General features: G+C 70.2%; 22 protein-coding genes. 7 read left to right on the top strand and 15 right to left on the bottom strand.

The features are described from left to right. Nucleotides 1-160: 160 nt before the first annotated feature. The 4 genes from V2J85_RS01900 to V2J85_RS01885 form a co-directional block, all read right to left on the bottom strand. Entirely contained in the window at nucleotides 161-1,915 is a 1,755-nt protein-coding gene (locus tag V2J85_RS01900; protein ID WP_330820434.1) for a PKD domain-containing protein, read from the bottom strand. A 229-nt stretch (nucleotides 1,916-2,144) separates the two neighbouring features. Continuing rightward, nucleotides 2,145-3,446, bottom strand: coding sequence for an erythromycin esterase family protein (locus tag V2J85_RS01895; protein ID WP_330820433.1), 1,302 nt, complete (start codon nucleotides 3,444-3,446; stop codon nucleotides 2,145-2,147). Nucleotides 3,447-3,492: 46 nt separating this feature from the next. Next, nucleotides 3,493-5,355 carry a glycoside hydrolase family 35 protein gene (locus tag V2J85_RS01890; protein ID WP_330820431.1) on the bottom strand — a complete coding sequence of 621 codons (1,863 nt, stop codon included), beginning with the start codon at nucleotides 5,353-5,355 and terminating at the stop codon, nucleotides 3,493-3,495. A 224-nt stretch (nucleotides 5,356-5,579) separates the two neighbouring features. After that, nucleotides 5,580-5,972 (bottom strand): TetR family transcriptional regulator C-terminal domain-containing protein, encoded by a 393-nt coding sequence (locus V2J85_RS01885; RefSeq protein WP_330820430.1) that lies wholly within the window; start codon nucleotides 5,970-5,972, stop codon nucleotides 5,580-5,582. On the opposite strand from V2J85_RS01885, the gene V2J85_RS01880 reads away from it, so the two are divergent. Next, entirely contained in the window at nucleotides 5,962-6,114 is a 153-nt protein-coding gene (locus tag V2J85_RS01880; protein WP_261953444.1) for an amidohydrolase family protein, read from the top strand. The two genes, V2J85_RS01885 and V2J85_RS01880, sit on opposite strands and share 11 nt — an antisense overlap. 61 nt (nucleotides 6,115-6,175) lie before the next feature. Here the strand turns inward: V2J85_RS01880 and V2J85_RS01875 are convergent, their stop codons facing one another. Together V2J85_RS01875 and V2J85_RS01870 are read right to left on the bottom strand one after the other, a co-directional pair. Next, complete coding sequence (locus V2J85_RS01875; protein WP_330820427.1) at nucleotides 6,176-6,982, bottom strand: alpha/beta hydrolase; 807 nt, start codon at nucleotides 6,980-6,982, stop codon at nucleotides 6,176-6,178. Nucleotides 6,983-7,164: 182 nt separating this feature from the next. Then, a complete protein-coding gene (locus V2J85_RS01870) occupies nucleotides 7,165-7,659 on the bottom strand; it encodes a cupin domain-containing protein (protein ID WP_330820426.1) in 495 nt (164 codons plus the stop codon). Between the two features lie 80 nt (nucleotides 7,660-7,739). Here V2J85_RS01870 and V2J85_RS01865 point away from each other — a divergent pair, with 80 nt between their 5' ends. Next, nucleotides 7,740-8,591 carry a LysR family transcriptional regulator gene (locus V2J85_RS01865; protein ID WP_261953447.1) on the top strand — a complete coding sequence of 284 codons (852 nt, stop codon included), beginning with the start codon at nucleotides 7,740-7,742 and terminating at the stop codon, nucleotides 8,589-8,591. Here the strand turns inward: V2J85_RS01865 and V2J85_RS01860 are convergent. From V2J85_RS01860 to V2J85_RS01830, 7 genes are all read right to left on the bottom strand, one after another. Then, nucleotides 8,579-9,133, bottom strand: a complete 555-nt coding sequence (locus V2J85_RS01860) for a DUF3995 domain-containing protein (RefSeq protein ID WP_330820424.1) — start codon at nucleotides 9,131-9,133, stop codon at nucleotides 8,579-8,581. The two genes, V2J85_RS01865 and V2J85_RS01860, sit on opposite strands and share 13 nt — an antisense overlap. Further along, the gene (locus V2J85_RS01855; RefSeq protein ID WP_261953449.1) at nucleotides 9,130-9,666 is read right to left on the bottom strand and encodes a hypothetical protein; all 537 of its coding nucleotides are present in this window, start codon (nucleotides 9,664-9,666) and stop codon (nucleotides 9,130-9,132) included. Before V2J85_RS01855 ends, V2J85_RS01860 begins: the two co-directional genes overlap by 4 nt. Nucleotides 9,667-9,854: 188 nt before the next feature. After that, nucleotides 9,855-11,504, bottom strand: coding sequence for a glycoside hydrolase family 13 protein (locus tag V2J85_RS01850; protein ID WP_330820422.1), 1,650 nt, complete (start codon nucleotides 11,502-11,504; stop codon nucleotides 9,855-9,857). Between the two features lie 50 nt (nucleotides 11,505-11,554). Then, complete coding sequence (locus V2J85_RS01845; RefSeq protein WP_261953451.1) at nucleotides 11,555-12,391, bottom strand: carbohydrate ABC transporter permease; 837 nt, start codon at nucleotides 12,389-12,391, stop codon at nucleotides 11,555-11,557. Beyond that, entirely contained in the window at nucleotides 12,388-13,401 is a 1,014-nt protein-coding gene (locus V2J85_RS01840; RefSeq protein WP_261953452.1) for a carbohydrate ABC transporter permease, read from the bottom strand. The genes V2J85_RS01845 and V2J85_RS01840 overlap by 4 nt, the downstream gene beginning before the upstream one ends. A 10-nt stretch (nucleotides 13,402-13,411) precedes the next feature. Next, on the bottom strand, nucleotides 13,412-14,716 hold the full coding sequence (locus V2J85_RS01835; protein WP_330820420.1) for an ABC transporter substrate-binding protein: 1,305 nt from the start codon (nucleotides 14,714-14,716) through the stop codon (nucleotides 13,412-13,414). A gap of 37 nt (nucleotides 14,717-14,753) precedes the next feature. Beyond that, a complete protein-coding gene (locus tag V2J85_RS01830) occupies nucleotides 14,754-15,899 on the bottom strand; it encodes an ABC transporter ATP-binding protein (protein WP_330820419.1) in 1,146 nt (381 codons plus the stop codon). 345 nt (nucleotides 15,900-16,244) lie between these two features. Between V2J85_RS01830 and V2J85_RS01825 the strand changes: the two genes are divergently transcribed. The 4 genes from V2J85_RS01825 (at nucleotide 16,245) to V2J85_RS01810 (ending at nucleotide 20,650) form a co-directional block, all read left to right on the top strand. Continuing rightward, complete coding sequence (locus V2J85_RS01825; protein ID WP_330820418.1) at nucleotides 16,245-17,336, top strand: LacI family DNA-binding transcriptional regulator; 1,092 nt, start codon at nucleotides 16,245-16,247, stop codon at nucleotides 17,334-17,336. A 232-nt stretch (nucleotides 17,337-17,568) separates the two neighbouring features. Then, nucleotides 17,569-17,982 carry a hypothetical protein gene (locus V2J85_RS01820; protein WP_330820417.1) on the top strand — a complete coding sequence of 138 codons (414 nt, stop codon included), beginning with the start codon at nucleotides 17,569-17,571 and terminating at the stop codon, nucleotides 17,980-17,982. Between the two features lie 132 nt (nucleotides 17,983-18,114). Next, entirely contained in the window at nucleotides 18,115-19,977 is a 1,863-nt protein-coding gene (locus tag V2J85_RS01815; protein WP_330820415.1) for a peroxidase family protein, read from the top strand. Between the two features lie 100 nt (nucleotides 19,978-20,077). After that, nucleotides 20,078-20,650, top strand: a complete 573-nt coding sequence (locus V2J85_RS01810) for a hypothetical protein (RefSeq protein WP_261953457.1) — start codon at nucleotides 20,078-20,080, stop codon at nucleotides 20,648-20,650. Between the two features lie 29 nt (nucleotides 20,651-20,679). On the opposite strand, the gene V2J85_RS01805 is transcribed toward V2J85_RS01810, so the two are convergent. Continuing rightward, the gene (locus tag V2J85_RS01805) at nucleotides 20,680-21,399 is read right to left on the bottom strand and encodes a hypothetical protein (RefSeq protein WP_330820413.1); all 720 of its coding nucleotides are present in this window, start codon (nucleotides 21,397-21,399) and stop codon (nucleotides 20,680-20,682) included. A gap of 186 nt (nucleotides 21,400-21,585) precedes the next feature. Between V2J85_RS01805 and V2J85_RS01800 the strand changes: the two genes are divergently transcribed. Next, the gene (locus V2J85_RS01800; protein ID WP_261953459.1) at nucleotides 21,586-23,052 is read left to right on the top strand and encodes a membrane-associated oxidoreductase; all 1,467 of its coding nucleotides are present in this window, start codon (nucleotides 21,586-21,588) and stop codon (nucleotides 23,050-23,052) included. Between the two features lie 52 nt (nucleotides 23,053-23,104). On the opposite strand, the gene V2J85_RS01795 is transcribed toward V2J85_RS01800, so the two are convergent. Next, a complete protein-coding gene (locus tag V2J85_RS01795) occupies nucleotides 23,105-23,968 on the bottom strand; it encodes a helix-turn-helix transcriptional regulator (RefSeq protein WP_330820411.1) in 864 nt (287 codons plus the stop codon). Nucleotides 23,969-23,973 lie beyond the last annotated feature (5 nt).

Here is a 23,973-nt window from a genome sequence, read left to right as displayed (position 1 = left end):
GCGGCACCCTCCCCGAAACCGACAACCCCGCCATCGAACCCTCCCGGACGTGTTCCTTCTCTGCCGGTACAGATCCTTCCGCCGGGCACGCGGTCGCTCGATCCCGCCAGTATCCGTCCTGGAGGTGGTACTGGTACCACCTCCATGACCTGCGGGCGACTCAGTCAGCGGTGAGGCCCCGGGCGGCCTCGACCAGGACCTTCCCGCCGCCCGGGCCGGTCATCACCAGGCGGGGCAGCCAGGGCCCCTTGCGGTCGTAGGCATGGGTGAGGGCCGGCTCGCCGGTTTCCTGTTGGGTGCCGTCGCCGAAGTACCAGTGGTAGCGGTAGCCGGCGGCGGGCGGCGCTCCGTTCACCGTCACCGACATGCGCACCTCGCTGCCGACGGGGGCGTGCTCCGGGACGTTCAGCTGAGCCTGGGGGCCCTGCCGGGGGAGGTGGAACCACTCGCGCACATGTGGGTTGAGGAGGAAGGCATCGGCGTACTGGCGGGCGCCCTCGATGTCGGGGTGGCCGACGGCCGCGCTCAGGCACTGCACCGGAGTCGCGCTCAGCTCGGGGCAGGCCCGTGTGCGCAGGGGGAACGCCGGGTCGGTCACCGGAGTGTTCCAGACCTTGGAGTCCGGGGTGAGCAGGGCATTGTCCACGGTGAACAGCCCGTCGGCCGCCACGGCGTACGGGCCGTCGTGGGACGCCTTGTTGGCGGCGGCCGCTGCCTGGCGGTAGGCGGCGTTGGCGAGTTGCGTGTACTGCTCGTAGCGTTCGGCCACGTTGCCGAGGGCGGCCTTGCAGGAGGCCAGCCGCGCCCCGGCCACGCCGGGGACCGAACAGGTCTTCACCGGGATCGGAGAGCTGCTGCGGCTCAGCGCGTAGTAGAAGTCGGCCACGATCACCTTCGGCCGGCCCGGCAGGGAGTGGGCCTTCTCGATCGCCGCCCGCATCCCGCGTCCGCCGTAGCCGACCTTCGCGCCGCTGAAGTAGGGCACGTCCTTGGCCGGGTTCTCCGCTGCCGCGCCGATGCCGGAGCACTCGCGCTTCACCGCTTTGGGCAGGTCTTCCGAGCCGGGAGTGATGCCGACGCCGATACCGAAGAAGGGATCGAGGTCGTTGATGCACCCGTTGATCACGACCAGATCGAGTCCGTAGCCGCCCGACCGTGCCTGCGCGCCCGCTCTTTCCAACTGGCAGAACACATCCGGCGTTTGCTGGGTGACCTCGCCGAACTCCATCTCCCCGTCGCCGTCCGGGTCCTGCTTCTCCGTCGTGCGCAGGCAGTCCGCGTCATGGTTGCCCGCGGGCAGATCGGGAGCGTCGAGCACCGCGCCGGAGATCGAGTAGTCCTTGAGCTGGAAGCCCCGGCCGGTCGCCCGGCCGAGCGACTGCCCGGTCAGATGGGAGAACTTCTGGTCGTGGTCCAGACCCTGGCCCCAGACCACCGAATCACCGACGGACGCCACCCGCACCGGGTGGCACCCGCGGCGCAGCGTGTCCCGCCAGACCTTCCCGTAGCGGCCGGGCGCCTGGCCGTCGGACGAGGGGGCGATACGGGCGTCGACCTGGAGGGCGGTCTCGGTCGAGGGCACCCGGTCGAAGGGGATGCTGAACTCCGCCGTGCCGACATGGGCGGTCATGTCGAGGCGGCCGCCGGCCAGTTGCTTCTCCCCGGCGCGTACCCGCCACTCCACGGTGGCCCCGGCCTTCGCCGCGGCGGGGTCATAGACCTCCACCCGGCCGCGCACAGGTCCCGTGCACACCGGATCGGGCGTCAGATCCACATCGAGGACGAGGGGGAACGCCGATCCGGGTAAGGCCAGGGGCTGCGCCGCAGCGGGGAGTCCGCTGACGAGTTGGCCCAACAGCACGGCGGCCGCGCCGACCGCCCCGACGCGCCTCGCTGCCGACGAGCGGCGGGCCACCGCCCCTGGCTCGATCGGCGCGGAGCCGGTGTCTGTGCCGGTGCCCGACCGCCTCCGTGTAACCCACCGCGACCACGCCGATCTCACACCAACACCCCTGTCCTTGCCGTCATTTGGGTCCGTGCGGAGCCAACCGAATTCCGCATCGGTAGGGATCATGGCAGTTGGGAGATGGGGTTGGACCGCGCGCAGCGTCCCATACGCAGTGAAACTGATCACTTACCTGCAGTTACGCGAGGTCGGCAAGGTCGGCAGTGAGCGTGGTGCACGGCACGCTGATCACCGCGTCGTACGCGTCCAGGGCCGGCACGGGCAGAAAGCCGTCGTCCATGCGGATGCGTGCCGGTTCGGGGAGGCCGTGCTGCCGGGCGTGCGCGCGCAGCGCGCGGGTGTCCACCAGAGCCGGCGCTTCCGGCACGCCTGCGAACAGCGCCTCCACGCTGTCGGGTGTCGCTCGGGGCGCGTTGGTTGCGGACTGGCGCATCCCGGCGGGGTGCGCCGGGTCGGGTACGTTCGCCACGGTGCGGCCGCCGCCGTTGGTGAGCGCCACGGACACGTAGTCCGTCCCGAGTGTCTGGGCGAGGGCATGGCCCATGGGTGTGCGGGCGAGCGGGCTGCCTGGGGGGTTGGCGGTGCGCTGGATGTGGGCGTTGTGCGCGGCGATCACGATGCGGGTGCCGGGTGCGGACCGGTCGAGGAGTCCCAGCAGGCTGTCGGCCAGGTAGCGGTCGCGGGCGGCGAGGTCGGCGGCGTCCGGTGTGCCACCGAGCAGTTCGGACATCGCGCGCTGCATCTGGTCGGTGCGCCAGGCCGCCCAGACATCCGTGAGGGCCTCCTCGTATGCCTGGCGGCCGCTCTGCTCGACGTAGATCTCGCGCATGACGGTGACCCGGTTGAGGAGTCGGCCGAGCGTGCCGGAGAGCCGGTCCTGGACCGTGGGGGCGAGGCTGAGGCGGGCGTGGGCAGGGACCAGGCCGGAGCCGCCTGCCAGCGGCTCCGCCAGGTCCAGGGCGGTGCGGGCATAGCGCACCGCGCCGGGGTCGACCTCGGCCAGATACCTGGCGACCGGCTCCAGTGCGGGAGCCAGTGAGCCGCCGGCCGCAGGGACGTCGAGCCCGGCGAACCGCACCGGATGCGGGGCGCCGGCGTTGTGGGCGCGCAGCCATCGGAGGGTGTCGCGGCCCTCGGCGGACTGCCCGGGATACCCATCGGCCCGGGGCGTCAGCAGTGCGTCGAGGTCGCCTTCGCCGCCCCGAATCCAGGCATCGACGGCACGGCCGGAGGCGGCACCGAACTCCGCGGCGTACACGGTGAATCCGCATTCCGCGACGAGAAAACGCACCATCCGGTCGCGCAGCAGCCCGAACTCCCGTATCTGGTGGGAGTTTTCGCCCAGGGCGACCACGCGCGCGTCGCCGACGAGGCGGCGCAGCGGCTCCAGGTCGCCGAGCGGGGCATTCGGCTCCGTCGCGAGGCGGACGGCGTTGCGGACGGTCCACTCGGGGAGGGTGAGCGATTGCGCCGGGTTCATATGCGCGACCCTAACAATCGCCCACCGCTGCACGGCCGGCGGTTCCTCATGCTTCCTCACCGATGTCGGGCTCGGACCGTACGTCGATCCGGTCGCCCCGCCGTTCCATTTCCAGCACCACGAGCTCGTTGCGGCCCTTCCGCCACAGATGGCTGGGCGCGTACAGGGTGACCTGTGGCCCGAGGGACCAGTAGCGGCCGAGCGCGAACCCGTTGAGCCAGACCATGCCCTTGTCCCATCCCGGGAAGGCGAGGAAGCCGTCCGCGGGGGTGTCGACATGGACCTGGGCCCGGTGGAAGGCGGGGCCGGTCGGGGTGTCGTGGTTGCGGAATGTCAGAGCCGAGAGGTTGTCCAGGGGGAGGCGGCGGATTTCCCAGTCGTGCAGTTCCTCGTCGCCGAGGAGTACCTGGCCGCTGATTCCCTTGGGATCGTTGAGGCCCTGGCCGAAGTTGACCCGCCCGGTGGGGTCCACCAGGAGGTCGAGGGTGCTGGACGCGTCGGCCACGGTGAAGTCGACGGTGTGGAGCGGCTGGTTGCGGTCGAAGGTGCCGATCCGCTTGCCGTCGCCGAACACCAGCGCACGGTCGCCCAGCCCCGTGATCCGCAGGCCCTTGGTCCCCTGCGGCCCGCGCACCCGTGTGCGGTAGTGGATGAGTCCGTGCGGCTGCCCGAGCGCCTCCATATGGACGGGAGCGGTACGCCGGACCGGGGCGCTGCTCAGCGCGTCGAGGGCGTCCATCAGCGGCACCGACTCGCGGACGGCGACCCGCTGGGCCGGCATCCGGCGCGGCGTGGCCGGCAGGGGAGTGTGGGGCACGGTGGTGTATTTGGCGAGTACGTCGCGCACCGCGTGGAACTTCTCCGTGAGTTCGCCGGATTCGCTGATCGGTGCGTCGTAGTCGTAGCTGGTGACGGTGGGTTCATAGGCGGTGCCGCTCTGATTGGCACCCGCGTACCAGCCGAAGTTCGTTCCGCCCACCGCCATGTAGAAATTGATCGATGCTCCCGCTGCGAGCATCTTCTCCACATTGGCGGCCGTCTGCGCGGGGTCGGAGGTGTGGTGCCGCTCGCCCCAGTGGTCGAACCAGCCGTCCCAGAACTCCGTGCAGAACAGTGGCTTGTCCGGCTGGAACTTGCGCAGTTCCGCGAACGGGCCGGTGGGATCACCGTCGAAATTCACGGTGGAGAGGAGATCCGGAAGGCTGCCTGCCTTCAGCGCCTCCTGGGTCGCCCCGTTGGAGCAGAACAGCAGGCTGTCGATGCCCTGCGCCCGCATGGTGTCCCGCAGGTGTTCCAGGTATGCGTGGTCGTCGCCGTAACTGCCGTACTCGTTCTCGACCTGCATGGCGATGATGGGCCCGCCGCGGGTGGCCTGCAGGTCGACGAACCGGGGAAGCAGTTCCGCGAACCAGGCGTCGACCGCTCGCTCGTAGGCGGGGTCGGAGCGGCGCAGCGGCGCGTCCTTCTTCTTGAGGAGCCAGGCGGGCAGGCCGCCGAAGTCCCATTCCGCGCAGATGTACGGCCCCGGTCGCACGATCACCTTCAGCCCCACCGCGTCCGCGGTGCGCACGAAGGCGGCGACGTCGCGCCATCCGGTGAAGTCGGCCTTCCTCTCGTACGGTTGGTGGAAGTTCCAGGCGACATAGGTCTCGACCGTGTTCAGGCCCATGGCCCGTATCCGGAGCAACCGGTCGCGCCAGTCCTTGGGGTGCGTCCTGAAGTAGTGGAAGGCACCCGAGAGGATCCGGAACGGCTTGCCGTCCAGCAGGAATTCCTTCCCGCGGAGGGTCAGTCCCCGCGGGCTTGCGGCCTGTGCCAGGGGCGTACGGCAACCGCCCAGGGCGATACCCACGGACGCGGCCCCCACCATGGCCGAGCTCAGGAATCTCCGTCGGCTGAACTGCGTCATCTCTGCTCTCCTCGACTCGACCGGTCGTCGCCCAAGACTCGAACATGTTCAGGAGTGCGCGTTTCTGTGTGTTGAGAGTGTTGTATAGAACAGAAACAAGCACAAGGGTTCGTGGCCGCGCGCGGTGAACCGGCAGGAGGGCGCGCCTGAACTCCCGGTCGGATGGACGAGGTTGGGGCCGCCGGTGAGCTGGTGCGACGGCGGCCCGGAGGGGGCGCTCCGGACTAGGAGAGGGCGGTCCGGGGGATGAGACGTTCCGCGGCGGAGCGGGCCGAGGCCAGCGCCCGGCGGTGGTCGGTGCCGCGCTGGCCGAGGACGACCCGGGTGCTCAACCCGTCGAGCAGCGCCAGGAGTTCGGAGGCGTGCGCCGCCACGTCCAGCGGTGCGAACCGGCCGCGTTCCACGCCCTTGGACAGCAGCGTCTCCAGGTCGTCCTGCCAGGCCTGGTCCAACTCCCCCTGGGCCTGGTGCAGCGACTCGTTCGACGGCGTACGGGCCCAGAGCTCGATCCACAACGTCCAGCGGGCGTCGCGCGGACCGCGCGGCAGATACAGCTCCAGGAACAGGTCGAGTTTGCGCTCGGCGATCAGCCGGCGGGTCAGCAGCGTGCGCCGCAAGGAACGCGGTTCACTGACCGTGGGCAAGCTCGCCGACTTCGTCGTCCTCTCCCGGGACATCCTGCGGGCCGCTCCTCAGGACATCCCCGGCACGATCGCGGAGACGGTCGTCGTCGGTGGTGACATCGTGCACCAGAGGTGACCGACCGGCCCTTTCCGTCCGACGACGTGACCGCTGTCGCCCGATGACGTGGCGCGGCGGTTCACGTCGTCGGACTGGCCGTTGGGCCTGGTGCACTCCGTATGATCCGGGCGATTTCCGGGGCATGGGTGAAGACCAGCCCGTGATCGGCATCGAGCCAGGACGTGGCGATGTGCGGCCGCTCGCGGACGAGCCGGTCGATGCCGGCGCGCCAGAGCTGGTTGTAGTGCGGCGCACGCCCTTCGCCGCTGTCACCGGCCATCGAGGTCGACATGATCATGCTGATGGGGCAGACGACCTTTCGGTACCGGTCGAGGAGGTGGGTCCGCAGCACATCGAGCTCGACATTGAGGTCGAGGATGTCCCGTCCGGTGAGCACCACCTGCCGCGTGGTGCCGTTGGCCCGCTCGGTCTCTTGCCGTGCCGCCTGGTCCTCCCACATGGCGCGGAACAGCGGCAGGTCGGTCTCGGTGATGAACGGTTCCGGCACCGGGTTCGCCCCGTCGATGAGCACAAGCCCGGCGACGGTGTCCGGGCGCTCGGAGGCGTAGTGGAGGGCCAGGTCCGCGCCCAGGGAGTAGCCCACGAGGACGGGCGCTTCGGGCAGGTCGAGACGTGCGCAGTCCGCCATCACGGCGGCGAGATCGCCGAGGAAGGCCCCGAAGGAGTACCGGTCGGCCGCCGAGGCGAGGCCATGGCCCCTGAGGTCGAAGGTCACCACGTCGTGGTCGCGCCGCAGCAGCGCGATCAGTTCGTGCAGATCGGCCTGTGTCGAGCTCAGCCCGGGGCACAGGACCAGCGGGCGTCCCCGGCCGCCACGGGACACCGGGATCGTGACACCGTCGTGGTGCACCGTGAATTGCCGCATCGTCCTTGTCGCTCCTCCCGGCCCGCCACCGTCGTCACCGGTCGGAAGCCCGCGTCCCCGGTGGTTCCCCCACCGGGGACGCTTTCCCCACTCCTCAGGTTGCCGAGGCGGCGCACGGGGCGCGGTCGGCCGGCGGTTGCGGATCCGGCACGGCCGGCCGGGCGGTGTCGTCCTCCCGGCCGTCAGGACACGTCAGTTGCGGGCTCGGTGGCATAGCGGCTCATTGCCCGGATGTTCGCCTGGGGAGTCAATGGCCGGCCGTCGGCGATCAGGTCTTGCAGGTCCCGGAAGTACTGCACGTACAGGTCCGGCGTGAACGTGCTGAGCATGACGGCCGGTTGGTCGGTCACATTGGCGAACGTGTGCGGGGCGCCGTGCGGGACCATCACGAGCGTGCCCGCGGTCGCGTCATGGTCCGTGTCCCCGACCGTGAACCGCACCGTGCCGGAGATGACGTAGAAGCCCTCGTCGTGCTGGGCGTGGCGGTGCTGCGGCGGTCCGGGGGTGTGCGGCGCGAGGACGGACTCGGCCATCCCGAGACGGTGTCCGGTGTTGCTGCCGTCCTCGAGGACGCGCATGCGCGTGGTGCCCAGGAGGATCGTCTCCCCGTCGTCCGGGCCGACCACGGACACGGCGGGGGCGGCGATCGGCTCGAAGGCCTTCGGTTCCTCAGTCATGCTGCGATCCCACCGCCAGGGCACCGCACCTGTCCAAGACCGGTTCCGTGCGGTCGATACCGTACGGGTATCGTCGCGCCATGGAGCTACGCACGCTGCGCTATTTCGTGGCGGTCGCCGAGGAACTCCACTTCGGCCGGGCCGCCGCCCGGCTGCACATGAGTCAGCCGCCCCTCAGCCGGGCGATCAAGCAGCTGGAGACCGAAGCCGGCGCGGCGCTGTTCGACCGATCGTCCGCCGGTGTCAGGCTCACCCCGGTGGGGGCGGTGCTGCTCGACGAGGCGCGCGCCCTGCTCGACCAGGCCGACCGGGTACGCGTCCGGGTGGCCGCGGCGGCCGGCACCGCCACCCTCACCGTCGGCATCCTGGGCGACAGCAGCGACCCGGGCGCGACCCGGCTGGCCCGCGCGTACCACCGGCGGCACCCGCACGTCGAGGTACGCATCCGCGACACGGACCTGACCGACCCCACCTGCGGGTTGCACGCCGGAGCGGTCGATGTCGCCCTGACCCGCGGGCCGTTCGACGAGACCGGCCTGTGCGTGCACGAGTTGCGTGCCGACCCGGTGGGCGCCCTGCTGCGTGCCGACGATCCGCTGGCCCGCCGCGACGGCCTGAAGCTGGCCGACCTGGCCGACCGCCGCTGGTTCCGGTTCCCGGAGGGCACCGACCCCCTCTGGCAGTCCTACTGGAACGGCGGGGAATCTCGTGAGGGTCCGGTGGTGCGCGCGGTCCAGGAATGCCGGCAAGCCGTTCTCTGGAACGGCACGGTCGGCATGACCCTCCTGGACCACGAGCCGGCAACGGGGCTCACCGTGGTGCCGCTGATCGACATGCCACCGAGCCGCGTGGTGGTGGCATGGCACGCAGGTGACACGAACCCACTGATCAGCTCGTTCGTCCGGACCGCGATCGCCGCCTACCGCGCCTGAGCCCTCCCACCACCGCCCAGCCTCCGGTAGCGCCGGGCCGCGATGCCCCAACACGTGCCGAAGAGCAGCCAGTACGGCGACCACAGCAACAGGTCCCACTGCGCCTGGAGGTGCGCGAGGCCGGCGTCATCGGGCGGAACGGAAGCCCAACCGGCCAGCACCCGCAGGTCACCGGCGAATCCGTAGCCCAGCAGGCCGAGCGCACGCACCACCATGAACGCGCACCCCGCCCAGGAGCCGGCGAGCAGCAATCCGCGACGGAACCTCCCGTGCGGTCCGAAGCGACCGGACAGATGCAGCGCCGCCGCCATGCCGACCAGCGCCAGCGCGACGGACGCCCAGCTTCCGGCAACCGCTCCCGGAGCGGCGTTCAACAAATCGTCCCGGACGCCCCTCGGCAGCGGGGTCTGGCGCATCAGCAGCTCCCCGCCCAGCGCCCATTCGAGCTTCATCGCACCGTAGGCGCAGGCGCACCAGAAGGCGATGTGGGCGGCGGCCGCCGTCGGGTCACGGCGTTCGGTCCGGGCACCGCCCGCGGTCACGGGTGCGCCCCGGCCACCACGCCGGCGTGCGGACGGCTGCGCAGGACGTACGACACCGCCACCACGATCCACGCCGCGATCCCGACGCTGCCCATGACGACCTCGTCGACGGGGCCCCAGCCAAGGTGTGCCAGGTCGAGGTCCGCGCGCTGGATGGTGATCGCCGCGCCCAGCGACTGCAGCACCACGGTGGGTGCGAGCGCGCAGAGCAGCGCCCAGCGAGGGATGCGCGCTGCCCAGCGCGCGGTGGTCGCCCAAGCCACCAACGCCGCGAGGAGACCGAGCGAAGCGTTGCCCGCTTGCGCCCATCCCGGGTGTGCGAACTGCGCCTGCACAGGGGCGGGCGCGGGGTGGCCGGGCATACCGACCTCCCCGCGCGCCGCCATGTACACCTTCTGCCCCACGTACACCAGCGAGCAGGCCACCGTCAGCCACACCGCGACCCGGACGCGGATCCCGGCGGGCGCCGGCCGGGCCGGCCGGAGCAGTGTGCGGCGGACCTCGGCAATGCGGGTGATTGCGTCAACTCTCATGGAGTCGATGCTGGCCCGGCACCCCCACCGCCCACTTCCTGCCCTGGAACCACCCACTCCGCCGAGCGGGCGAACCGCGCGTCCGTCTGAAGGACGAGAGGGAGGGCAGTCAGCCGGCCGGTTGGGCGGTGCCGGCGGAGGAGCGTGGAGTGGCCCCGGGCCGCCGCATCGCCCGTCATGCCGTACCGCTACATCGCCAGCCACACCGCCTGGTCCGGGGCCAGCCGGCCGTCCTCGACCACGCCGCTTGCCAGCAGTACCGCCTCGTGCGCGGGCAGTTCGTACGGCTCGGAGGAGAGGTTGACGATGCAGGCGAAGCCCGGTTCGCGGTGGTAGGCGAGCACGCCGGCCGGCGCGTCGAACCAGGTCAGGTCGCCCTCGCCGAGGGCGGGGTGGTCCCGGCGCAGGTGCAGGGCGCGCCGGTAGAGCTCCAGCATGGAGGCCGGGTCGCCGGTCTGGGCCGCGACGCTGAGGTCCTTCCAGTGCGCGGGCTGCGGCAGCCAGGGCCGTCCGGTGGCGTCCTCGGGGCTGAAGCCGTACGGGGTGCTCTGCCCGGACCACGGGATCGGGACGCGGCAGCCGTCGCGTCCGGGGTCGGTGTGGCCGGAGCGTTCCCAGATCGGGTCCTGCAGGACGTCCTCGGGGAGGTCCTCGACCTCCGCGAGCCCCAGCTCCTCGCCCTGGTAGACGTAGGCGCCGCCCGGGAGGGAGAGCATCAGCAGGGCGGCCGCGCGGGCCCGCCGGACGCCGAGTTCGAGGTCGAGGGGGCCTTCGGGCCGGTAGGGCGTGTTGGCAACCCACTTCTTCGCCACCGTGCGGCCGAAGCGGCTGGGGTGGCGCACCACGTCGTGGTTGGAGAGCACCCAGGTGGCGGGGGCGCCCACGGAGCCGAGCGTGCCCAGCGAGCGGTCGATGACCTCGCGCAGGTCCGCGGCTTCCCAACTGGTCATCAGGAAGTCGAAGTTGAAGGCGGTGTGCAGCGCGTCCGGCCGCACGTAGGCGGCGAGCCGCTCGGGGGTGTCGGCCCACGCCTCGGCGACGAACGACCGGTCGCCGGGGAACTCGTCGGCGACCCGGCGCCAGGCCTGGTAGATCGCGTGCACCTCGTCGCGGTTCCAGTACGGGTGGTCCGTGTCCTCCCCGGGCGCCGGCGCGTCCGTCGCGCCGTGGGCCGGCAGGTCGGGCAGCTTTGGATCCTTGACCAGGCCGTGCGCCACGTCGATGCGGAAGCCGTCGACGCCGCGGCGGAACCAGAACCGCAGGACGTCCTCGAACTCGGCCTGGACGTCCGGGTGTTGCCAGTTGAGGTCCGGCTGCTCGGGCGCGAAGAGGTGCAGGTACCACTGGCCGTCGGGAAGCCGGGTCCAGGCCGGGCCGCCGAAGACGGACCGCCAGTTGTTGGGCGGCTCGGACCCGTCGGGTCCGCGGCCGTCGCGGAAGTGGTAGCGCGCCCGCTCCGGGCTGCCGGGCCCCGCGGCCAGCGCCGCCCGGAACCAGGCGTGCTGGTCGGAGGTGTGGTTGGGCACGATGTCGGGGATGACGCGGATGCCGTGCCGGTGTGCCTCCTCGATCAGCGCCTCGGCGTCGGCCAGGGTCCCGAAGAGCGGGTCGATCGCGCGGTAGTCCGCCACGTCGTAACCGTGGTCGGCCATCGGTGACTTGTACCACGGGTTGATCCAGATGGCGTCGATCCCGAGCGACTTCAGGTAGGGCAGCCGGGAGCGGATGCCGGCGATGTCACCGACTCCGTCACCGTTCCCGTCGGCGAAGCTGCGGACGTAGACCTGGTAGATGACGGCGCTGCGCCACCACGGTGCGGGGTTGGGGTTGCTGGGCATGCTGCTGCGTGCTCCTCGGGGTTCTTGGGGCATCGGTGTGCGGTGCGGGACTACTTCGCCGCACCGGCGGTGAGGCCGGCGACGATCCGGCGCTGGAAGACCAGCACCATGATCACGAGCGGGATGGTGACCAGTACGCCCGCCGCCATCTGGCTGCCGAACGGGGTCTCGAACTGGCTCGCTCCGGAGAATTTGGAGATGGCCACGGGTGCCGTCTGCATCTCCGGCTTGTTCGTCATCGACAGGGCGATGAGGAATTCGTTCCAGGCGGCGATGAAGGTGATGATCGCGGTGGTGAACATGCCCGGCGCGGCGAGCGGGACGATGATCCTGCGGAACGCCTGGCCGCGGGTGCAGCCGTCGACCATGGCGGCGTGCTCCAGCTCCTGCGGCATCTGCCGGAAGAAGGCGGTCAGGTTCCACACCGCGAGCGGCAGCGTGAAGGACATGCTGGGCACGATCATCGCCTGGTAGCTGTTGATCCAGCCGAAGTCGACGAACATCTTCAGCAGCGGGACGACGATCGACACCACGGGGAACATGGAGGTGGCGATGATCAGGGTGAGCACCAGCCGCTTGAACCGGAACTCCAGCCGCGCCATCGCGTAGGCGGTGAAGGTGGCCAGGACCAGCGCCACGGCGGTGGTGATGCCGGCCACCACGACACTGTTGAGCAGCGCCCGGGTGAAGGACTCGGACGGGTCGAGGACGGCGAGGTAGTTCTCGAACGAAAGGCGGGTCGGGAAGGGCGAGTTGGCGAAGATGTCGGAGGTCCGCCGCAGGCTGGAGACCAGCATCCAGTAGAACGGTGCCAGGCAGTAGGCGACGACCGCGGCGACCCCCGCGTACAGCAGCCCCTTGCGCAGTTTCGGGGAGAGGGTGTTCATGCCGCCACCTCCGTGCGTCGGTGCGAGCGCCACCGGCGGCGCGGGCGGGCCGGGCCGTCGTCACCGACGACGTCGGCGCCCAGCAGCCGGACGAAGGCCAGCGCGATCAGGAAGACATAGACGAAGAGGATCACCGCGTAGGCCGCGGCGGGACCGAAGCGCACGTTGGCCGCCTGGTCCTGGGCGAGCATGGACAGCGTCTCCACCGAGGTCTTCTGCGCGCCGATGAGGATGTACGGCAGGTCGAACATCCGCAGCGCGTCCAGCGTCCGGAACAGCACGGCCACCAGCAGTGCGGGCTTCACCAGCGGCAGGGTGATGTTCCAGAACTGCCGCAGCGCGCCCGCCCCGTCGATCCTGGCGGCCTCGTAGACCTCCTTGTCGATCACCTGCAGTCCCGCGAGGACGAGCAGGCCGATGAACGGTGCGGTCTTCCAGACATCGGCGATGATGACCGCGAGCTTGGCGTGGAACCCCTCGGTGGTCCACAGGATGTGCTGCCCGGTGAGGGCGTTGGCCACGCCGTTGCTGTTGAAGATCCAGCGCCAGAGCAGACCGCTCACCGCGGTGGGGATGGCCCACGGCACCAGGATGCTGGCCCGTACGAGAGCCCGTCCCTGGAACGCACGGTGCATGATCAGCGCCATCGCGATGCCGATCACCGTCTCCAGTGCGACCGTGGTGGCGGTCAGGAACGTGGTGTTCCAGAAGGCGTTCCAGAAGCGTGCGCCGGCCGCACCGAAGATCGCGCCGTAGTTCTGCAGCCCGACGAACGGGTCGGTCTCGTTGACGAATCCGGTCTTCGGGTTGAGGCCTGGCGTGCCGTAGAGCGAGTCCTTGAGCGCCACGATCGTCGGGTAGAGCACCACGACCGCCAGCACCAGCAGCGTGGGGGAGACCAGCAGGGCCGCGAGCCGGCCGGAACCGGAGGTGGCCCGGGGCCGGCGCCGCGGGGGCGTGGCCGGTAGGGACAGCGCGGGTGGCGCGGCCGGGTTCTGCGTCGTCACCATGGTGTGCTCCTCACTCTCCCGCAGCCTGCTGCCGAAGGGTCTGCTGAAGGTCCTTGAGGGCCTGCGCGCTGCTCGTGCTGCCGGTCAGGGCCGCGTACGCCTGCTGCTGGATCGCCGCCGTGACATCGCCGTACCGGAAGACCCGGGGCCGCGGCACGGCGTGCAGGATCGACTGCTTGAGGGTGGGGAGGTACGGGTACTGCTTGACCAGCTTCGGGTCCTTGTACAGCGCGTCGTAGGTCGGCGCGCCCGGTGCGCGGGACAGCGTGAAGCGCTGGATCTCCTGACTGGCGAGGAACTTCATGAAGTCGATCGCCGTCGCCTTGTTCTCCGCCGACGCGGACAGGGCCAGGTTGTGGCCGCCCAGGCTGGAGGCGCCGGGGCCGTTCAGACCGGGCAGCGGTGCGGCACGGAAGTGGCCGGCGACCTTGTTGGCGTCGTCCTTCTGGGCCATCAGGGGGTAGGCGTAGGGCCAGTTCCGCAGGAAGACCAGCTTTCCGGCCTGGAAGTCGCGGCGGCCGTCCTCCTCCTGGTAGGTGACGGCGTCCCTAGGGATCGTGCCGTCCTTGAAGGAGTTGACCAGGAAGTCCAGGCCCCGCTTGGCCTGCGGGGTGTCCACGTGCGGGTTGCCCTTGGCGTCGGTGACGACACCGCCGGCGGAGTTCACGGCTTCGGCGAAGTTGACGGTCAGGCCCTCGTACTTCTGGAACTGCCCCGCGTAGCAGGACATCCCCCGCGCCTCGGGCAGTCGCTTCACCTTCGCGCAGTCCGCCTTCATCTCCGCCCAAGTGGCCGGCGGTCCGGCGATGCCGGCCTTCTTGAGCAGGTCGGTGCGGTAGTAGAGCATGCCGCCGTCGGAACTGAACGGCAGGGCGTACAGACCGCCGCGGTACTTCCCGGTCTCGACGATCGGCTTGAGCATCTGCCGCAACGGAAACTGCTCTTCGGGCAGCCGGTCGACCCAGCGGTGCGCGGCGAACTCCGAGGTCCACACGGCGTCGAGCGCCAGTACCGTATAGGCATCGGACTTCGTCTGGGCGTTCTGGATCATCTGCTCGCGCTGCGCGTCGGGGTCCGTGGGCAGCTGGACGAAGGTGACCTTCTCCTTGGGGTGTCGCTTGTTCCAGCGGTCGATCACCGCCTGAATGGACCCGGAGGCGTCCTTGCCGGCGACGTAGGTGATGGGGCCGCGTCCCTCGAACGTGGGCCGGCCGCCGGCCGTGGTGGCGCCGCCGGGGCCGCAGGCGGCGAGGGCGGCGAGCCCCGCGCAGGCCGCGCCCGCGCCCTGCAGCGCTCTGATGGTTCTGCTCTTCACTGTCTCTCCTGGGGGTGCGAACCGGGGCGGTGGCCGGTCACTCGTTGGGAAGCCGCTCGCCGGTCGTGGCCGAGAAGAAGTACGTGCCGTCGGGCCGGAGCCGCAGGGTGATCCGTTCGCCCTTCCGGGGCGGGGTCCGCGGGTCGACCCGGGCGACGACGCCGGCCCCGGTTCCGGCGGCCAGGCTCCCGGTGCCGCTGCCGGCGCCCGTGCCGCCGTCGTGGTCACCCTGGAGGGTTCCGTAGGCGTACGCCTCGGAGCCGAGCTCCTCCACCATCGACACCGCCATGCCGAGTCCCGGCTCGCCCGGTGCGACGGTGTCCAGCGCCTCGGGCCTGAAGCCCACCACGACGCGGTCGCCTCCCTCGGCCGCGACCGCGGCGAGCACACCGCGGGGCAACGGCACCCGGCCGCCGCCGAGCGGGACTCCGTCGTCGGCTATCCGGGCCTCCTGGAGGTTCATGGCCGGCGAGCCGATGAACGAGGCCACGAACACATTGGCCGGCGCGTCGTAGAGGACGCGCGGGGCGGCGCACTGCTGGAGCACCCCGTCCTTCAGCACGGCGACCCGGTCGCCCATCGTCATCGCCTCGATCTGGTCGTGCGTGACGTAGACGGTGGTGACGCCCAGCCGGCGTTGGAGCGCGGCGATCTGGGTGCGGGTCTGGGTGCGCAGCTTGGCGTCCAGGTTGGACAGCGGCTCGTCCATCAGGAACACCTGCGGCTCCCGCACGATGGCGCGGCCCATCGCGACCCGCTGCCGCTGCCCGCCGGACAGCGCCTTCGGCCTGCGGCCGAGGTACGCCTCCAGGTCGAGGATCCTGGCCGCTTCCTGCACCCGGCGGCGGATCTCGTCCTTCGGCGTACCGGCGACCTTCAGGGCGAACCCCATGTTGTCGGCGACGCTCATGTGCGGGTAGAGCGCGTAGTTCTGGAACACCATGGCGATGTCCCGGTCCTTGGGTGGCAGGTGGGTCACGTCCCGGTCGCCGATGCGGATCACGCCGTCGTCCACGTCCTCCAGACCGGCCAGCATCCGCAGGCTGGTGGACTTGCCGCACCCGGAAGGGCCGACGAGGACCAGGAACTCGCCGTCGGCGATGTCCAGATGGAGTGCGTCGACCGCGGGGCGGTCGGCACCCGGATAGCGCCGGGTGACCTTTTCGAAACTCACTGTGGTCATGCGGAAGCTCAACCCTTCCCGGCAGCGGTCGCCGGATGGCATGGACAGGGGCGTGCAGAGCGTTACTGATTGCGCTGTCTCCGTCATCAAGTGGATGAGCTGGCAGGTCAGGGAAGGTGGAGGATCGCTCCTGGGAATAACGGTGACACCGCCGAGACAGCGCTTTCAAGCTAAGAGGGCACCCAGGGGAAGTCAATGCGTTACGCCCTGGTAATCCGCAGGTCATCCGGCTGTACCGTGCAGCTTCTATAAGGGAAAATCACCCGATACCGACCGGGGATTGAGTGCGTGACAGCGCTGTCATGAATCCCCGGGAGCTCGTGCTCACCGTGCTACCGTCCGTGCATGTCACCAGCTCAACGGCACCCCACGATGGCCGACGTCGCCGAACGCGCCGGCGTCTCCGCCTCCACCGTCTCGCGCACCCTGCGCGGCTACGCCTCCGTCTCGGCCGAGGTCCGGGAGCGGGTCGAGCGCGCGGCCCGAGAGCTGAACTTCGCCATCTCGCGACAGGCGGCCAGCCTGGTCACCGGCAAGACCGGGGTGGTGGCCGTGCTCGTGCCGATACTCAACTCCTGGTTCGTCGGCTCGGCACTGGAAGGACTCGGGCCGGTGCTGCGCGCGGCGGGCCTGGAGCTGGTGGTCTACTACGTGCCCGACATGGCCGCCCGGGCCGACTTCTTCGAGCGCCTGCCCGCCCGCCGGAACGCCGATGCGCTGCTGGTGTTCTCCTTCGACCTCACCGAGGAGGAGAGCGCCCGCCTGGACGATCTGCAGATGCCGGTCATATACGTCAGCCAGCACGCCGAAGGCCGGGCGAGCGTGTACGTCGACGATGTGGCCGGGGCGCTCGGCGGAACCCGGCATCTGCTCAACCTCGGACACCGCCGGATCGGCTTCCTGCGGGCGATCGGCGTCAGCGGTTTCACCTTCAGCTCCAACGAACGGCTGACCGGCTACCGGCAGGCGCTCACCGAGGCGGGCGTCCCCCTGGACGACGATCTGGTGGTCGGTGCCGTACTGGGGCAGGACCGCACGGTCGTCGAGGCGGTCGGCCGGCTGCTCAGCCTGCAGCAACCGCCGACCGCACTCTTCGTCGAACAGGACGAGCTCGCCGTGGCGGTCCTGTCGACCCTGCGCACGAGCGGCTTCGACGTCCCCGAGCGGCTGTCCGTGCTCGGCTTCGACGACCACGACATCGCCCGCTGGGCGGGGCTGTCCACGATCGCCCAGTCACCCACGGACATCGGCCGGGCCGCCGGCGAGCTGGCCTGCGCGCTCATCGAGACCCCCGACGCCGACCGGGAGCGGCACATCGTCCTGCCCACGCATCTCATCCCCCGGGCCAGCACCGCCCCGCTCATGCCGCCGTCCGCGACGCCCGAGGAAAGCCGGGGGGCGGCATCGGACGGGCGCGGTACCGCTTCCGGAGCCTGATCGACGCCCTCCTGATGTCGTTCAAACGGGAATCAACTTCCTTGCCCCGCCTTCGAGGTGCGGCCTCATGCCCCTCCTCCTACGCTGGCATCAACGGCACGTCGATGTGCAGGGTGCTTCGATGTGCATCTCGCTTCGATGCGTCCGGATGCTGAGTGTGGCTCCGTGCTCCGTCGCAGGCTCTCGTGCCTGGCAGTCGCCGAAGCCACGGCGTCCCGCAGGGAGATCCACCATGGTCAAGCGACCGGCCCACCGTCCGGCCTCGGTTTACGCACTCGCCGGAATCCGGCTCTTCAACGGCGTCACCGGGCTCCTGACACCGTCCGTGCTCATCCGGCGCCTCGACCCGGACCATGAGCCCAGCCCGGCGGCCGTCTACGCCTTCCGGCTCTTCGGGATCCGTACGATCCTGCTCGGGCTCGCTCTGCTGACCCACGACGGCGCCCGGCTGCGTGCGGACCTGCGCGAGGGCGTCCTCATCCACGCCAGTGACACCGTGACCGCCGCGATGCTCGGCATCCGCGGCCAGGTACCACCGCGCACCGCCGCCCTGACCACGCTCATCTCGGCCACCAACACGTACCTGGCCGCCACCGGCGAGTGCGCCGCCACCGACGGGTGCGCCGGGCAGAGGAAGCGGAAGTGACCGAGGGGCCCGGTGCTTCTCCGATCGACCTGTCGCGCGACGTGCGCGACGCGATCGCTGCCGTGACGAGCGACCACCGCTACGCCCCGGCGACCCGTGCCACCTGACCAGTACCGAGCAAGGAGCACTGCGATGGGTATGCAACGACGCACCACCTCCCGGCGCCCCTCCGCCGGATACCGTACGTCCCTCCCGTGGCGGGTCGTCACCGGCATTGCCACCGCCGTCGACCGACGCATCGGCTGGGACAAACTGCCCGTCCTGCCCGGCCTGTTGACGCTCTTCGGGCTGCGTGTCAAGCTCCGGCAGAAGAACCTGCACGACACCACCGGACTGCCGTTCGCCCATCGCCCCGACCCCGCACCACCGTCACCGAGCCAGCGGGTCAACCGCACCGCCGACGGCAGCCACAACGACCTCGGCGCGCCGCGCATGGGCATGGCGGGAAGCCGCTTCGGCCGCAACATCCCGCTGGACCGCATCGCGCCGACCACGCCCGAGTCGGTCCTGGCCCGGCCGAACCCCCGAGAGGTCAGCCGGGCCCTCCTCACCCGCCACGAGATGACCCCCGCCGACTCGGTCAACTCCCTGGTCACCGCCTGGCTCCAGTTCATGGTCCGCGACTGGTTCAGCCACGGCACGAGCCCCACGGAACGCCCCTGGGAAGTGCCGCTCGTGGACGACGACCCCTGGCCGGAACACCCGATGCGGATCATGCGGACACCGGACGACCCGACCCGGGACCCCCAAGCCCCCGCCGGGACGCCCGACACCCGCGTCAATGTCAACTCCCACTGGTGGGACGCGTCGCAGATCTACGGGTCCAGCGCGGAGGAGCAACAGCGGCTGCGCACCGGCGAGTTGGGCAAACTGCACCTCTGGAACAACGGGAAGTCCCCGTCCTCCCTGGATCCGGCCACCGACCCGTCCCTCGTCCCGGGGTTCTGGCTGGGCCTGGCCATGATGCAGAACCTGTTCGCCCACGAGCACAACGCGATCTGCGACCATCTGCACGCCGCCTATCCGTCCTGGGGTGACGAGGAGCTGTTCCAGCGTGCCCGGCTGGTCAACGCCGCGCTGCTCGCCAAGATCCACACCGTGGAGTGGACACCCGCCGTGATCAGCCACCCCACCACCGTCAAGGCGCTACGGGCGAACTGGTGGGGCCTGGCCGGCGAGCGGGTTCACGACCTCTTCGGCCGGATCAGCGGCAGCGAGGTGCTCAGCGGCATCCCCGGCGGCGAGACCGACCACTACGGCGTCCCGTACGCGCTCACCGAGGAGTTCGTGGCCGTCTACCGCATGCACCCCCTCGTCCGGGACGAATGGCATCTGCGCTCCGCCGCGGACGACGCCACACTGGGTGAACGGACCTTCCGGGAGATCGCCGGCCCGGAGGCGCTGAAGGTCCTCGAAACCGTGCCCATGGCCGATCTCCTCTACAGCTTCGGAACGCTCCATCCCGGTCTGGTGACCCTGCACAACTTCCCCAAGTTCCTGCAGGAATACGAGCGTCCCGACGGGCATCTGCAGGACCTGGCCGCCACCGACATCCTGCGCAGCCGGGAACTGGGCGTCCCCCGCTACAACGAATTCCGCCGGCTGCTGCGGTTGAAGCCCGCGGAGAGCTTCGAGGAGCTGACGGACAACCCGGCGTGGGCGAGGGAGATCAAGCAGGTCTACGGTGACGACATCGAAAAGGTCGACCTGACGGTCGGGATGTACGCGGAGAAGCTCCCCAAGGGGTTCGCCTTCAGCGACACGGCATTCCGCATCTTCATCCTGATGGCTTCCCGACGGCTGAACAGCGACCGCTTCTTCACCGAGTACTACACGCCCGAGGTGTACTCCAAGGCAGGTATGGCCTGGATCGACGACAACTCCATGGTCACCGTCCTCCTGCGTCACTACCCCGAGCTCCGCACCGCCCTCGCAGGTCTGCACAACGCGTTCGTGCCCTGGCACACCGCCCAGGACGGCAAGAATCCCGCCTAGCGGCCCCGGCCCCTCGCCCCCGACAGCGTCCCGGCACTGTCAGACCCCGTCGATACGCTCATGGCTTCGCGTCCATCCGACCGGCACCCGCGGAGATTTCGTGAGCACCAGCGCCTATTCCCCCATACCGGAACTCAACCGTCTCAAGGAATTCGAGGAGCACGTCGAGGGCAAGTCCTTCTCCGACGGATTCGAGCTCTTCGCCTACGGCAGGGTTTCCGCCCTTGGGCCGAACCCACCCGCCGAAATGCGGGCCCGTCTCATTCCCTTCGCGCAGGCCACGCACTCCGGCTCCTTCTACGCCCTGTGGAAGTGCGACGACCGTACGGACCTCGCCGCACTGCCGGTGATCTTCTGCGGGGACGAGGGCGACCTGTTCATCGCCGCGCGCAGTCTGCGTGAGCTCTTTCGCCTGCTCGCCGTCGACGACGCCGATGACGCGGACGACGTGCCCGCCCGGGACGCCTATGTCCGCTGGCTCAAGCACACCTTCGACCTGACCCCTGCCGGGGATCCCGGCGCGGAATACGACGCAGCGCTCTCGGAGTACGGCCGTGCCTTCTGCGACTGGTGGCTGACCTTCGATGACGAGGACTCCATCATCTCCGACCTGCTGGAGGAGGTGGAGGACGTGGAGGGCGCCACGCCGCATGCAGGCGAGCAGGAGGGCTGAAGCGGTCTGCGGAACGATCGGCGTGCCGCTCATGTCACCCAGCGCGGAGTGAACGCCACATGGAACTCCGCCTGATCGTGCCCAGGCAGGCCCTGCGAGGTGTAAAAGCTCCGGCAGGCGTGGTAGTTGCAGCCGGGCCCCGGAAGGTACAGCTCGGTCGCGGCAGCGGGCGGACCCTCCTTCGTCACGGTGAAGACATGTCGGGCCGATTCCCTGAACGCGCTCGTGGCGCCGGTCAGGAACAGCGTCTCGGCATGGAGGCACCGGCGGAGCGGGTCCCCGTTCCGCCGGCCGCCCGTGGCCGCGTGAGCGATCCTCCTGTCCGGCAGTACGTCCTGCTCCGGGACGCTCGCGGTCCGTAGCTCCCGCGGCGCATTCCCCGCGGTGATGCGCTCGCGCAGCCGCTTCCAGCGGGACGGCCGGAACTGCAACGACCGGTGGGCCAGCACGAGATCGAGCGGCTTCTCGTCCTGCCAGCCGGTTCCGGGCGCGCTCGGGGTGGTGCGCATCGGCAGATACACCAACGACCGCGGGGACCGCGCCGCGAGCAGCCACAGCGTTCCGATGCGCCGACCGTCCGTCCGGTCCACATACATCTCGTCCCGATGATTGGTCTCGTACAGCGCCCCGTTGTTCAGCGGCGCCGCCGGGCGGATCACCCGGAATTCCTCGCCGCCCAGCCGCACCCGCTGCACAGCGATCTTCACCCGCAGGTCGTGCCGCCCGATCGCGGCCCTCGACGCCGTCACCCTGCCGTCCCCTGCCTCTCGTCTCGACCTCTCACGCAATTCTTCCGCGCTGCCACGGGGAAAGTCCCGGAACGGTACCTCCGGGGGCTATGGCTCCAGGCGGAGCGGGAAGACCATCGGATCGTGCCATGACGTCTTCTCCGTACGGCAGTTGACAGCCGGAACCCGGCACGTCACAGTCCCGGCGTGAATGCGACCAACGATCTGACGCCGGCCGAGGAACGTATCCGGCGGGCCTTTCCGCGAGGCGAGTCCGTCGACTTCCGTGCCGCCGAGAACGAGGATCCGGCCCTCGGCGATGCCTGGGGCGCCGAGCGGACCGTACGGGCGAGTGTGCTGCGGGCGCTGCTGCTCAAGGCGCCTCGGGAGGACGGGGAGATTGCCGCGCTCAAGATCACGGGGGCGCGGATCACCGGCGTACTGGACCTGAAGTACGCCACGATCGACGCGGCGATCCGGTTGAGCCACTGCCACTTCGACGACGTTCCCGACCTGTACGGCGCCCAGCTGCGGCAGCTCAATCTGAGTGCCTCCGTTCTGCCGGGCCTGACCTCGGCGACCTTGCGGGTCGAGGGGGTGCTGCGGATGACGGATTGCCGTATGCGGGGGCCGGTGCGGCTCGGCGGGGCGCAGATCTCCGGGGCGCTGTTCATGGAACGGGCGGAATTCACGGCGCCGGACGACTCCGAACCGGTGCTGCAGCTCAACCAGGCCTCGATCGGGGACGACTTGTGGGCGCCGGAGATCCGCGCACACGGACAGGTACGGCTCACCGGGGCCTCCGTCGCCGGGCGGATCAACGTGCAGGACGCGGAGTTCACCACTTCCCATGGCACCGCGCTGGACGCGCAGAACCTCAATGTGGGAGGCCATGTACGGGCGCGGTGTATACGGGCGCAGGGCCGGGTCGAACTCCGCGGCTCCCGCATCTCGGGCCGTCTCGACCTGCTCCACGCCCACCTGTCGCATCCGGGCGACACGGCACTGCGGGCGAGCAGTTGTGTCATCGGCGAACTCTGGCTGCGCAGGGGCGATCGCATCGAGGGCGCCCTGAACTTGCGGCGTTCCCATATAGAGATCCTGACCCTTGAACCGGAGATGCTGCCGGACCAGGTGTTCCTCAGCAATCTCACGTACACCGTGCTCACCCCGCACGAGCCGGCCGAGCGCCGCCTGCCGATGCTGGAGCGGGACGGCGAGCCGTATGATCCGCACGGCTACGAGCAGTTGCTGGCGGCCTACCGCCACGTCGGTGACGACGACGCGGCCCGGCTCGTCCAACTCGCCAAGCAGCGCCGCCGACGCACCACGCTCACCTGGTACGGACGCCTGTGGGGGTACGTCCAGGACGCCACCGTCGGCTACGGCTTCCGCCCGTTGCGGGCTGCGGTCTGGCTGCTGTCCCTCATGGCCATCGGATCGATCGCGTACGGCCTGGACCATCCGCGCCCCGTCAAGGCGGACGAGGCCCCCGACTTCAATCCCGTCTTCTACACCCTCGACCTGCTCCTGCCGATCATCAACTTCGGCCAGGAGTCGGCGTTCGCCCCTGCCGGCTGGCACCAGTGGCTGTCGTACGCCCTGATCATCACCGGATGGATCCTGGCGACGACGATCGTCGCGGGCGTGACCCGCACGGTCAGCCGCCAATGACCCTGCCCGTACGGGGAGTTGTCCCAGTGGACCGGCGCTTGCCGATCGTGGATCAACCCACCGGTGAACCTTCCTGAGCCCAGGCAGACAGCAGATGGAGGGCGGTCTCGGAGGGGGAGCCCTCCTCGACCGTGTGGGCGATCAGGGCCTGGTCCGGGTCGTCGGGGAGGCGCAGGGTTTCGAAGCCGAGGTCCAGCTTGCCGACCACGGGATGGAGGTAGGTGTACCGCCCGTGGGTCTTGTCCTTGAGCTCGTGTTCTGCCCAGGCCTCCCGGAACTCTGGGCTGGCGTCGCAGAGTTCGTCCAGCAGATCCGCCGTGCGCGGGTCATCGGGGTGGCGTCCCGCATCGAGTCTGAGGTAGGCGGCCACATCGCCGGCCTTGCCGCGCCAGTCGGCGTACAGGCTGCGCATCCCCTCGTCCAGGAACACCAGGCGGGCCAGGTTCCGCTGCCGCGGTGGCAGGGCACCGAAATCGGTGATCAGCGCTGCGGCAAGGCGGTTCCAGGCCAGGACATCGGTGTTCCGCCCGACGATGTAGGCCGGGACGTCGGCTGCCGAATCCAGCAGCCGGCGCAGCCCGGGCCGTACCTGCTGGGGCTGGGCGGCTGCTTCCGTGCGGTCCGATTCGGACCAGGGGCGTGCCAGCCGGTAGAGGTGCTCGCGCTCCACGGCGTCCAGGCGCAGGGCGCGGGCGACCGCGTCCAGGACCGCCTCGGAGAAGTGGAGGGTACGGCCCTGCTCCAGCCGGACGTAGTGGTCCACGCTCACCCCGGCCAGCTGGGCCAGTTCCTCCCTGCGGAGCCCGGGGACCCGGCGACGGCCTCCGTAGTGCGGCAGCCCCAGGCTCTCCGGTTGCAGCCGGGCGCGGCGGGATCGCAGGAACTCACCCAGTTCTGCACGTCTGTCCAATGGCATGGGGC

It is taken from the genome of Streptomyces bugieae, assembly GCF_036352915.1.
GTDB classification, from domain to species: Bacteria; Actinomycetota; Actinomycetes; order Streptomycetales; family Streptomycetaceae; genus Streptomyces; species Streptomyces endophytica.
This window is presented reverse-complemented; position numbering and strand designations above follow the sequence as displayed.